General features: G+C 43.2%; 4 protein-coding genes. 3 read left to right on the top strand and 1 reads right to left on the bottom strand.

Annotated elements, in window-relative coordinates; all coding sequences use genetic code 11:
• Positions 1-7,058: Ig-like domain-containing protein (locus AOG27_RS17990; protein ID WP_200909115.1), on the bottom strand; the 7,058-nt coding region annotated here is incomplete at its 3' end.
• 243 nt (positions 7,059-7,301) lie between these two features.
• On the opposite strand from AOG27_RS17990, the gene AOG27_RS17985 reads away from it, so the two are divergent.
• From AOG27_RS17985 to AOG27_RS17975, 3 genes are all read left to right on the top strand, one after another.
• A complete protein-coding gene (locus AOG27_RS17985) occupies positions 7,302-9,314 on the top strand; it encodes a TolC family outer membrane protein (protein ID WP_228290594.1) in 2,013 nt (670 codons plus the stop codon).
• A 72-nt stretch (positions 9,315-9,386) separates the two neighbouring features.
• Complete coding sequence (locus AOG27_RS17980; protein ID WP_054554376.1) at positions 9,387-11,525, top strand: type I secretion system permease/ATPase; 2,139 nt, start codon at positions 9,387-9,389, stop codon at positions 11,523-11,525.
• Positions 11,522-12,943: an HlyD family type I secretion periplasmic adaptor subunit gene (locus tag AOG27_RS17975; protein ID WP_054554375.1), complete on the top strand. Its 1,422-nt coding sequence runs from the start codon at positions 11,522-11,524 to the stop codon at positions 12,941-12,943. The genes AOG27_RS17980 and AOG27_RS17975 overlap by 4 nt, the downstream gene beginning before the upstream one ends.
• Positions 12,944-12,962: the final 19 nt, after the last annotated feature.

Below are 12,962 nucleotides of genomic sequence, written 5' to 3'. Positions count from 1 at the left end.
GTATTGTCATTTCCTATTGCATCCACATTAACGGTGAGTGTCGGTGGTGTACCATCAAAGTCACTTGAACTGATAGTACGTACATTGCCTGCAGCATCCGATGCACTGGCTGTTATCGACGCTAGGTTCGCTAACGGCACGGTTAACCCTGTCAGTGACCAATCACCATTGGCATCGGTGGTTGCCGTATATGTCACACTGCCACCGCCTAATAAGGTTTGGGTGATGGTCACTGTGCTACCGGCGGGTAAATCTGATGTACCACTTAAGGTCACCAGTTGACCCAGTAAGAAGGTCGGCACAAAAGCAAGCTCCGGTGGAATGGTGTCGACTTCACCACTGTCACTGGCACTGCTGTTATTACCTGCTGCATCACTGATACTRGCACTGACTGTGTAGTTGCCATCGGCTAAGGCTTGCCCTGCTTCGGCGCTCCAATTACCTGAAGCATCTGTGGTGACTGTCACACTATGGCTGATACCATCAGCATCGGTAAAGGTCACGGCGAGTGAGGTATTGGCTAAGTCTGAGGTGCCAGTGACCGTCGGTGTATTGTCGTTGGTCAGTGCTGGCGCATCAATGCTAATCGTTGGTGCCGTCACATCAATGGTGCCTGTTTCAGTATCGCTGCCTTCGTTACCCGCCGCGTCGCTCACGGTGGCCACCACGGTATAATCACCTTCGGCTAATGCCGTACTTGGCTCAACAGACCAACTGCCATCCGCTTGCACCGTCGCTGTCGCACTTTGTACATTACCGGCACTGTCAGTGATAGTAAGCAGCACTAAGCTGCCCACAACCGCTCCAGTGGTTTGCCCACTGATGAGCGGTGTCACATCATTACTATCGGCCAAGGTATCAAGGCTAATCGTCGGTGCGGTAATGTCGATTTCACCAGTGGCACTATCGGTACCAGTATTACCTGCCGCATCTGAAACTTCTGCTTCAATAGTGTAATTACCCTCGGCAAGTACTTCAGTTGCAGCAACTGACCAGCTTCCGTCAGCACTAGTAATAGCAATTAAAGTTTGAATATTAGCAGCACTGTCGGTAACCGTTAGTCTAACCTCAGTACCTGCAGGAACGCCTGAGCTTTGTCCTGAGAATACTGGGGTTGTATCATTTGTGATATTTTGAGGATCGATGAATACACTTGGTGCTGTGGTATCGATATTACCCGTTGCGGTGTCAGATCCTTGATTTCCTGCAGTATCTTGTACTGTAGCAACAACAGTAAATTCTCCTTCAGCAATTGCTACGCTAGGCTCAACAGACCAGCTGCCGTCCGCTTGAACAATCGCTGTCGCTGTTTGAACATTACCAGCACTATCGGTGATTTCTAAATTAACAAGTGTACCTGTTGCCACACCATTCGCTACACCACTGATCAGCGGTGTTACATCAGCACTACCTGACAATGGATCAACACTAATAGTAGGGGCTGTTAAATCAATTAAACCGGTTGCCGAGGTTGAAGCAGAGTTTCCAGCAACATCACTCACAGATGCTTCGACAGTGAAGCTTCCTTCAGCAATAATAACCTCAGCATCAACAGACCATGATCCATCAGCTAATGTGGTAGTAGTTAAAGTTTGGGTATTACCCGAACTATCTGTTATTAATAAAGTTACCTGCGTGCCTTGCGGTACACCTGTTGTTTGACCCGTTAGAGTAGGTGTAACGTCATTTGTATCAGCAATAGCATCAATGCTAATTGTAGGCGCAGATAAATCGATGATACCTAATTGAGAGTCGCTCGCTTCATTGCCTGCATTATCTACCACCTCAGCTAATACAGAATACTGTCCTTCAGCCAGCACATTGCTAACTTCTGCTGACCATGAACCATCTTGCGAGATAACAACAGATGCTGTCTGAACGGCTCCTGCACTGTCAGTAATTGTGAGTGTTACGACACTACCAGCCGCCAAACCTGACGTCTGACCCGTAATGATCGGAGTTACATCGTTGCTATCTACTAAGGCATCAATACTGACTGTCGGCGCTGTTACATCAATTACGCCTTGAGCAGCAGCATCACTGGTCAAGCCATCAACTGTTACTGACGCATTAACAGTAAATGTGCCTTCACTTAAAGCTTGCTGTATCTCTACACTCCACTGACCATTCAGCACTGTTGCAGTAAGCTGTTGGCTGTTGTTATTACTGTCTTCAACAATTATAGTTATGACGCTGCCATTAGGGGCATCTGAGGTGCCACTTATAGCTGGCGTTGTGTCATTGGTTTCGTTGATTGCATCTATTGCAATGCTAGGCGCAGCACTATTTAAAATAAAGCTATTCGTTGCTTGGGCCTGATTGCCTGCAGCATCAGTTATTGACGCTGTAACATTGATGTTGCCATCGTCTAATTCTGCAGGTACATCCCCAGACCAACTGCCATCAGCATTAACGGTTGCGCTAAATTCATAGCTGTTAATACCATCTGAGACAACAACCGTAACGATACTACCCGCAGGCTCATTCGTTTGTCCGCTAATTGTAGGCGTTGTATCGTTGACCGTTCCCAAATTGTCAATCGTAATAATTGGAGCAGTGAGATCAACAACACCGTTTTGAGTGATTTGCGTTTGATTGCCAGATTCATCCTCTACACTTGCTGTCACCGTGAACGCCCCTTCAGCTAGAGGCGTAGTAGGGCTGATTGACCAGCTTCCGTCCGCAGCCACAACCGCAGAAAGCGTTTGTACCACGCCATCGCTGTCAGTAACGTTGACAGTAACAATACTGCCTGCAGTGACATCAGTTGTGCCTGTGATCAACGGCGTACTGTCATTAGTCAAAGGATCAAAATCTAACGTTAATAAAGGATTAATTCCATCGAACGTACCAACTTCAGTATCCGTGCCTGTATTACCTGCATTATCAGTGATGCTGGCTGTTACAGTAAATTCCCCTTGCGACACTGCACTTGTAACAGGCACTGCCCAATTTCCATCAGCATCAACAGTTGTCGTATAGGTTTGGCTATTATTTTGAGAGTCGACAACAGTAACTGTTACTGTATTACCTGCCGTCGCTCCTTGTGAGCTGCCTGAAATTAGAGGCGTACTGTCATTGATAGCGCCTATGGTATCTATGCTAATAAGCGGTGCAGTCGTATCAACCACTGCGGTGATCGAATCATTTGCGGTATTACCAAATTGGTCGGTAACAGTGGCATCAATCGTAAACTCACCCTCTGAAAGTTCATCTGATACATTGATACTCCAATCTCCATTTGCATCAACTGTTGTTGTAAATGTTTGGCTTGGACCCGAAGCTGGGATAATCACCACCGTGACCACATCACCTGCTGTTGCATTTAATGTTGAACCTGAAATACTGGGTGTTGTGTCGTTTGTTTCGCCTAACGCATCAATTAAGATAGTTAAAGATGAACTATCCACCGTACCCGTTTCTGAATCCGAGGCTTGATTACCAGCTAAGTCAGATACCGTAGCGGTAACCGTGTATTGCCCATCAGCAAGGCTGCCAGGTACGTTTGCACTAAATACACCATTATCATTAGTGATTGCAGTAAACGTCTGACTATTGCCATTTGCATCTGTGACAACTAAAGTGACCGGTGTGCCTGCTGCAACGCCTTGCACTGTGCCTGAAATTGTAGGTGTGTTGTCAGCACTACTTCCTAAGTTATCAAGGCTTATAATTGGCGCGGTTAGATCAATGATCCCTGTCGTCGTATCTTGAGCTTGATTACCAGCAGGATCACTCACTGTTGCGGTAATTGTAAACTCACCCTCGGCCAACACTTGATTTGCACCAACTTGCCAGCTGCTATCTGCATTAACTGTGGTCGTCAGTATTTGCTGATTTCCATTACTATCAACGAGTATGATCGTAACAACCGAGCCAGCATCAACCCCTGATACAACACCTGAAATAATGGGTGTAACATCATTAGAGTCGTTAAACTCATCAATTGTGATGGTAGGTGCTGTTAAATCAATCACACCCGTTTCAATGTCTTGTGCGCTATTTCCTGCTTCATCTTGAGTTTGCGCAACAACAGTGAACTCGCCTTCAGCTAGCTCTTGATCAATATTAATCGACCAGCTGCCATCGGCATTTGTAACAGTTGCAAATACTTGTGCACTCCCATTACTGTCGGTAACCGTGACTGTAACTGTGCTACCAGCATTTAACCCTTGTGTTGTGCCTGATATTGTCGGCGTGGTGTCATTACTATCAGCAATTGCATTAATATTAATAATTGGTGCAGTTAAATCTATTGTGCCAGTTGCTGTTGCTGAACTGGTGTTACCCGCTTCGTCGCTTGCGCTTGCAGTGACAGTATAATCTCCCTCAGCAAGCTCATTTAAAGTTTCGACTTGCCATAAACCTTGTGCATTTGTGGTGGTTGTTATCGTTTGCACAACACCATTACTATCTGTAATGACTAACGTAACTGTCGTTCCTGCTGGTACATCTGCAACAGATCCTGAAATTAGTGGAGTTGTGTCATTAGTATCATTTAAAGGATTGATTGAAATAGTAGGATCGGTTAAATCAATGACCCCTATTTCTGTTGCTGTCGCTGTATTACCCACTTCATCGGTTACTGTCGCGGTGACTGTGAATTGACCTTCAGCCAATGCAGTACTTGCTTCAACAGTCCAATTACCGTTTGCATCGGTAATAACTTGTAAAGTTTCAGTCGCTCCATCACTTCCTGTAAATGTAACAGTAACGACTGCGCCTGGTTCAACATCTTGTGTTGAACCAGATACACTTGGAGTCGTGTCATTAGTATCAATAATGAAATTAATACTGACTGTTAAATCTACATTACCAATCGCGGTTGCTTGTGCTTCATTGCCTTGAGGATCTAATACCGATGCGACAACTGTAAAATCTCCTTCAGGTAAAGGTTCTGTCAATTGAATAGACCAACTTCCATCAGCTTGAGTGATTGCGAGTAAATTAATAACCCGCCCATCACTTGCTGTAATTGTCAGCGAAATTGTCGTTCCAGTAGCTACGCCATCGGTTTGCCCACTCAGCAATGGTGTTGTGTCATTACTATCAGCAATAGAATCAATTGTGATTGAAATAGGAGAAAATGCGACGGTACCTGTCGTATTTGCAGATGCTGAGTTACCCGCAGCATCACTAACGGTAGCAATTGCCGTAAAACTGCCTTCAGGCAAAGGGCTTATTGCATCAACACTATAACTGCCATCAGCAAGAACAAGCGCCGTCAACGTTTGCGACTGACCATTACTATCAACAACTTGTATTGTAACTTCGGTGCCCTCTGGCACCCCTTCAACTCGCCCGACAAAGGTTGGCGTTGTATCATTTGTATTGGCAATAGCTGTTAACGTTATGTCAGGAGCCGTCAAGTCAACAACCCCTTGGGTGTCAGCTTGGGCAGTATTTCCGGCTGCATCAGTTACGGATGCACTTACGTCAAAAATCCCTTCAGCAAGATCTGCGACAACATCTAAACTCCAATTCCCATCAGCATCGGTTACCGTTGTTAATGTTTGAACTTGACCATTAATATCAGTGACAACAACGGTAACAAGTGTGCCTTGTTGAACACCAACAACATTACCACTGATATTTGGCGTAGTGTCCTGCGTATCATCAATTGGCGTGATACTAATCACAGGCGCTGTATTATCAATAACACCTGTGGTCGTTGCTTGCGCCTCATTTCCAGCAATATCAACGGCTGTTGCAGTTACAGTAAACTCACCTTCAACAAGTGCATCAGGCACATCAACGATCCAACTACCATCTTCAGCAACAATTGCAGTTACGGTTTGCACTGTATTATCTGCGCCAGTAATCACGACAGTGATTTCACTACCAACAGTGACTCCACTTACCGTTCCTGAAATAGTTGGCGTGGTATCATTTGTTTCGCCGATGGTGTCAATACTTATAACGGGAGCAGTCAGATCGACTAGACCATTTTCACTATCACTGCCTTCATTGCCAGCCTCATCAACTGCCGATGCAACGACCGTATAAAGCCCCTCAGCAAGTGCTTCAGTCGTAATACTCCAATTTCCTTGATCATCTACTTGCGTCGCTATTACCTGCACTTGTCCTGCGCTGTCTGTAACAGTGATAGTGACAGTATCACCACTGCTAATACCAGACACTGTGCCAGTAATTAGTACATTTTGAATCGCTGAATCAGTAAGTGTATCAATCGTTACAACTGGCGCGACAGTATCAATACTTGCGCCAATATTATCTGATACAGGGTCACCATTTGGATCAAGAGCAACCACATCGACAGTGATTGGACCATCAGGTAATGGGTCAAGTGGTGGGGTTACAAAAGTACCATCTGGTTGGACTACAACAGTCACAACTTGGGTATTACCATTCGCGTCGGTTACTGTCACCGTGACCGTTTGTCCTACTAGGTTTTCAGATGTACCTGATATAACTGGTTGTGGATTATTAGTAAGACCTAATTCATTGACACTCAATGTTGCAATTAACTCATCACCAGGTACAACACCATCGGTTGTATCTCTAGGAGAGAAAATGCCAGTGTTATCAGCGTTAAAGCTGTCATCAAATGCTAAACTAGATGGGTCGATACCTTCAGCGATACGTGCTAGCTCTACAAACGAGGTGCCTCCGCCAGATGCAGCACCACCGCCTCCACCAGCAGCCGTCGCCTCTAAATTATCTAAAATGTCTCCCCCCCCTTCAAGCGCATCTAAAAAATCACTGATATCAGTGCCTGTTTGTTGCTCTGGGGTTGGTTGATTGGGTTGATTTAAACTTGCAATGGCTTCGTCGATACTATCATCGAAAAGGGTATTCTCTGAGTTATCTTGCGTCTCTTTTGCTAGCAAGTCAGGGGTTATAGTCACTGATTTATTGGCAGGGATCGCCAACGACTCTCCTTGCACATCAATTAATATGGTCGAGTTATCTGCGGTAACAACAGTATCACCTACCGTTATCACATCGCCAACTGAGAGGGCTTTTATAGAACCATCCGCTTGCACTAAGCCTGCAGAACCTTGTACATCAATAACCAATAATTGATTTGCGTCCATTTGCTTTTCCTCAAACTATGAGTAATACATTTGTATAACTTAAGCTTAGCCAGCAAGTAACACTTTGTTACTGGACTATGGTACAGGTGAACACTAAAAACAGCACTATTTAACTAATATTCGAATAAACAAAACAATTAATAAAAAACTAAAAGCAACACAAAAGTATCATTTGCAGTATTTGAAATTGTTGGCTAAACCTTAACTTAGCGTGAATAAAATTTAGTCTAAAAAGAGGATCATATGGCTATAAGCAAGCAGTTCACTAGCAAAAAGCTCAGCGCTTTACTTATTTTAATGTTTGCAGCGAATGGAAGTGTATTCGACGCACAAGCAGAACAAACCTCTGTAATGCCTTTGCATTATGTATCTGATAAAGCAATTTCATCTAACCCAGAAGTACAACAAGCTTGGCATGCATTTAAAGCATCAATGTATGGCATTGATGCTGCTCGTTCAGGTTATTTACCAACCGTCGATGTATCAGCGAGTGCAGGTTATGAAAAACGTAACTACGGTATTGAAGATGAATACAACCGCAATACCGCAGAGCTCACATTAGGGCAAATGCTATACGATGGTTTTAGAACATCGAACACAGTTAAGCGCTTTGAACGAATTCAACTGATACGTTATTTTGAACTACTTGATCAAGCTGAAAAAATTGCACTTCAGGCAAGTATTGCTTACCTAGATGTGCAAAAGTTCACTGAGTTAGTTGAGCTTGCTGAAAATAACTTAAAAGAGCACGAGGCTGTCTATCAGCAAATAGAGCAAAGCGTTGGTGCTGGTGTTGCTAGAGCAGCAGATCTTGAACAAATTAATGGTCGCCTCTCGCTTGCGCAATCGAATGTTATGACAGAGTATGCAAACTTGCATGATGTAAGTGCTCGCTATTTACGTATTGTTGGAGAGCTGCCAACAAAAGGAACTGCAAAAGCAAGACTAAGTGATGATGCAATTCCCATCACCATCAATCAAGCACTTGATATAGCTTACAAAAGCAGCCCTAACTTTTACGCGTCTCTGTATAATATCGAAGCGCAAAAAGCGAATGCTGATTCACAACGCTCCGCATTTCATCCTAATGTAGATTTATCTGCACGCTACGGAATGCAAGATAGAGATGAGTTAGGTTTAAATGAAACTCGCTCTGAGGCAAGAGTTGGTATAGATATTCGCTACAATTTATACAATGGTGGCTTAGACAGTGCGAATCTTGATCAAGCCTATCAAGAGATTAATGTTGCTAAATATCAGCGCGACCAAACCTGTATTGAAATTAGACAAAACCTTCAAGTTGCTTATAACAATGTGCAGGTTTTACAAAATAAGATCCCTTCTCTTGCTAGTCATAAAGAGTCATCTAATAAAGTAAAATATGCCTATAAAGACCAGTTTGATATTGGCCAAAGAACGTTACTTGATGTGCTTGACGCTGAAAATGAAGCATTTCAATCAAATCGTTCTTATATCGCGGCTCTATATGACAGACAGTCAGCTATTTTAACTATGCTTGCGGAGATGGGGAAATTACTCGACACGCTCAACGTTACATCCGACAAGTTTCCAAAAATTACAGAGTTAACTGATGACCCAATTGCATTAAATGCAGACAGTATTTGTCCAAAATTTGATGTAGCTGCAACGATTGGCAGACAAGCATTCTTGCAGAAAAAAAAACAGCAAGATAATGCATATATGACAGTAACCGCTATGCCTAGCTACTTAACTATGCCGGCAACTCCTGTCGAAACAGCTACGACATTTGCCGATGATGATAATGATGGTATCGCAAATGCGCAAGATGAATGCCCATCTACGCCTGCATTTACGGAGGTTGATGAAAAAGGCTGCACAAAGTATCGAAGCAACACGAGTAATGTAGAGATTGGCATTCCTTTTCTCGCAGACTCAAGTGTTGTGCGCCCTCAGTATATGCAGGAAATAGCTCGACTTGCTGATTTCTTAAAAGAACACCCCAACAAAAATGTTGAAATTCAAGGGCATGCTTCCCTTGAAGGACCAGCCCTTCACAATAGAAAGCTCTCTGAAGAACGCGCATCTTCGGTTGCTGAGATATTAATCCAGCAATACGGTATTGCCCCAAACAGAGTGAAATCGCTTGGTTATGGTGTTGATCAACCAAGAATAAATGAGATTTCAGTTAGAGCAAATGCTGCAAATCGTCGCATTGAAGCAGTGATAACCGACGCAGGTAGCCGCCCAGCAGTCATGAAAGATGGCTGGTCGTAAAGCTCATGGTGAATTTGATACCAATTCGCTTAATTTAGTATTTTTGCGCATTGGTATAAGTATGGATATTGTATGCAAGAAACTGATGCTCAAGATCATGGTGGCAGCCTTGTTGACTGTTTAGAAACCCTATGCCGCTATCATGATCGAGAATTTTCTCGTGAAACATTATTAAGCGGTTTACCCCTTGAGAACGGCTTATTGACTCCGTCAGGTTTTTCACGTGCCGCTAAACGTATAGGCTTTAAAACTAAAATTGTTCACAAACCCCTATGCGACCTTAATACAGCTTTGTTACCTGCGGTGTTAATCCTAAAAGGTAATAAAGCCTGTGTAATTACTGAGCTTGATATCGAAAACGACAGCGCTAAGGTCATCTACCCTGAATTAAATGACTCCGCCGTTAAAATCAGTATTACAAAACTTGCTGATAGCAGCACAGCAATGGTTATTTATGCACAGCCCGAATTCGCTTTTGACGCACGCTCCCCTGTACTACAAAAATTAGCCAAAGATGGCTGGTTTTGGGGAGTCATCAAAGAGTGCCGAAGTTTATATAAAGATGTAGTCGTTTCTGCCATCGCATTAGGCGTATTATCAATTGCAATGCCGCTTTTTGTTATGAATGTGTACGACCGAGTTGTACCCAATCATGCAGTAGAAACCCTATGGGTGCTGGCAAGCGGTGTTTTAATTGCACTCACCGCAGATTTTATTTTACGGTTAGTTCGAAGTTACTTTGTGGAGCTGGCAGCAAGTCGTATTGATGTCAAAGTTTCAGCTGTCATTATGGAACGCGTACTTGGCATGAAACTAAAAAACCGCCCCGCTTCTGCAGGTTCGTTTGCAAGTAATATTCAATCATTTGAAGCGGTCAGAGGCTTCTTTAGCTCTATGACCCTTATTGCGCTTGTCGATTTACCTTTTGTTTTACTCTATTTAATCGTAATTGCGATCATTGGCGTCGAATTAAGCTTACCAATAATCGTCGGGGCTTTGATATTGCTCTGTTACGCATTAGCAGCCCACCGAAAGCTTGAAAGCCTCTCAGAGCAAACAATGAAAGCAAGCTCTATGCGCAATGCAATTTTAGTTGAAAGCTTAACTAATATTGAAGATGTAAAAAGCTTTCATAGTGAGTGTAAAACTCAGTCCAATTGGGAGAAATCAACAATTTACATTGCTCGCGTTAACGCGCAAAGCCGCTTAATTTCATCTTCTATCAGCAATGCAGGTTCATGGGTTCAGCAATGTGTTGGAGTCATAATTATGATGGTTGGCGTACATCTCATTATTTCCGGTGACCTCACTCAAGGAGGGCTCATTGCAGCCTACTTACTTTCGTCGCGTACTATGGCTCCAATTACCCAATCTGCTGCTGTGCTAGCTCAGTTTCATCATGCCGCAATTGCAATGCATTCACTCAATGAAATTATGGATAATGAAGTTGAACGCCCAGCCGGCAAGCACTGGCTAAGTCACCCTGTACTACTGGGTGATATTGAATTTAATGATGTTCGGTTTAAGTACTCTCAAGAAAGCAATGAAGCATTAAGTGGTGTTAGCTTTAAAATAAAGTCTGGTGAAAAAGTAGCGATTCTTGGTCGCAATGGCTCTGGTAAAAGCACAATTGAAAAATTAATTCTCGGCCTGTATGAACCAACTTCTGGCAGTATCTTAATAGATAATAATGATATCCATCAGATCGATCCTGCCGAGTTACGACATAACATTGGCTATGTACCACAAACAATTTCTTTATTTTTTGGCACCCTTAAAGACAATATCACCCTTAGTGCATGGCATGCTAAAGATGAGCAAATTTTATCTGCGTGTCAACAAAGCCAATTATTTGAGTTAATAAACTCACACCCAGATGGTTTTGACCTACAAGTGGGTGAACAAGGCCGGCTACTTTCTGGCGGGCAGCGCCAAGCTGTTGGGATTGCACGTGCGCTTCTGAACAATCCGCCCATCTTATTGATGGATGAACCCACATCAGCACTTGATCACAATAGCGAAAGTAAAATTATTAACAATATCAAGCGCAACTGCCAAGAGAAGACCCTAATTGTAGTCACTCACAGAACCTCATTACTCGAGCTGGTAGACCGCATCATTGTACTTGATAACGGCAAAGTGGTTGCTGATGGCCCCAAGGCACAGGTGTTATCGGCTTTAAATAACCATAAAATAGGAAAAGTATCATGAGTAATAAAAACTTACCTATTGAACAGCGCTCATTTGAGCATCTAAACAAGGTGCTGGAAAAGCAAAAAGCAAAACGTCCCTCTATTTTCTCTAAGCTTTTTTCCGGTTGGTTATCACCGCCAAATAGTCAAGACTGGGTCGTTGACGCACAATGGGAAAAAATGCAGCAACAACCAGCAAGTGCCCGATTACTGCTTTACATTATCTGTATCAGTATTGTTGCGCTTATTGTTTGGTCGGGATTTGCTCACCTTGATGAAGTAGCCAGAGGAGAAGGCCGTGTAATCCCATCTCACAAATTGCAAATAGTGCAGTCGTACGATGGTGGTATGGTCGAGCAGATATTTGTACGTGAAGGACAAGTTGTTAATGCAGGTGATGTTTTAATAAAAATAGATCCCACACGGTTTATTTCTTCATTTAGAGAAAACCAAGCTAAGGTACTGTCTTTGACTGCTAAAGTTGAGCGATTAAAAGCTCTTACGCAAAAAAAACCTCTGCTATTTGCTGCCAGCTTGATAGAGCAAGCACCGGACGCGGTTCTACATGAACAAGCTATTTTTGAAAGCAGTAATAAAGAACTTGAGCAACAGGTTACCATTCATAAACGCCAATTAGAGCAGCGTCGACAAGATTATGCCGAAGCTAGGGCTGCATTACAGCAACACACGAATTCATTGAGTTTAGCTAACCGAGAGTTAGCAGTAACTCGCCCACTACTTCGCACAGGTGCGGTATCAGACATAGATATAATTCGCTTAGAGCGCCAAATTGTTGAACATACAGGTGAAATAAATCGAACAAAAGCGGCAATAAATCGTAGCCTATCAGCTATAAATGAAGCAAAAAACAAAGTCACCGAAGTTGAGCTTGCCATGATAAATCGCTGGAGTAATGAGCTATCAGAAGCCTTACTCAGGCTTGATGCAATGAAAGAAACTGAGTCTGGACTTGCTGATAAAGTTGCACAAACGGAGATCCGCTCCCCCGTCAATGGAACGGTTCAACGCCTATTAGTCAACACAGTTGGCGGAGTACTCCAACCTGGCAGCGACGCAATTGAAATTATTCCACTCGATGATCAATTGGTTGTTGAAGCTAAAATTCTACCTAAAGACATTGCTTTTTTACGCCCAGGTCAAGCTGCAATGATTAAATTTAGTGCTTATGATTTTGCGATCTATGGCGGCTTAGAGGCTGAAGTTACTCATATCAGCGCTGATACGATTACAGATGACAGAGACAATACATTTTACTTAGTGCAGCTTAAAACAAATCGTAATCACTTTGCAGACAACCTAACCATCATTCCGGGAATGACTACACAAGTCGATATTATTACCGGTAAAAAAACGGTTCTTGAGTATTTATTCAAACCAATTTTGCGTGCAACGTCGCTGGCAATGAGTGAACGCTAGCGGGCTTTTTAATGGAGTA

The sequence above is a fragment of the Pseudoalteromonas lipolytica genome, assembly GCF_001306915.1.
GTDB classification, from domain to species: domain Bacteria; phylum Pseudomonadota; class Gammaproteobacteria; order Enterobacterales; family Alteromonadaceae; genus Pseudoalteromonas; species Pseudoalteromonas simplex.
Note: the sequence above shows the minus strand (reverse complement) of the source record. Positions and strands in the feature narration are given on the sequence as shown.

Excerpts from the sequence above, each read along its gene's own strand:
- AOG27_RS17985 (WP_228290594.1), top strand. The coding sequence starts at position 7,302 with ATGGCTATAAGCAAGCAGTTCACTAGCAAAAAGCTCAGCGCTTTACTT.
- AOG27_RS17980 (WP_054554376.1), top strand. The coding sequence starts at position 9,387 with ATGCAAGAAACTGATGCTCAAGATCATGGTGGCAGCCTTGTTGACTGT.
- AOG27_RS17975 (WP_054554375.1), top strand. The coding sequence starts at position 11,522 with ATGAGTAATAAAAACTTACCTATTGAACAGCGCTCATTTGAGCATCTA.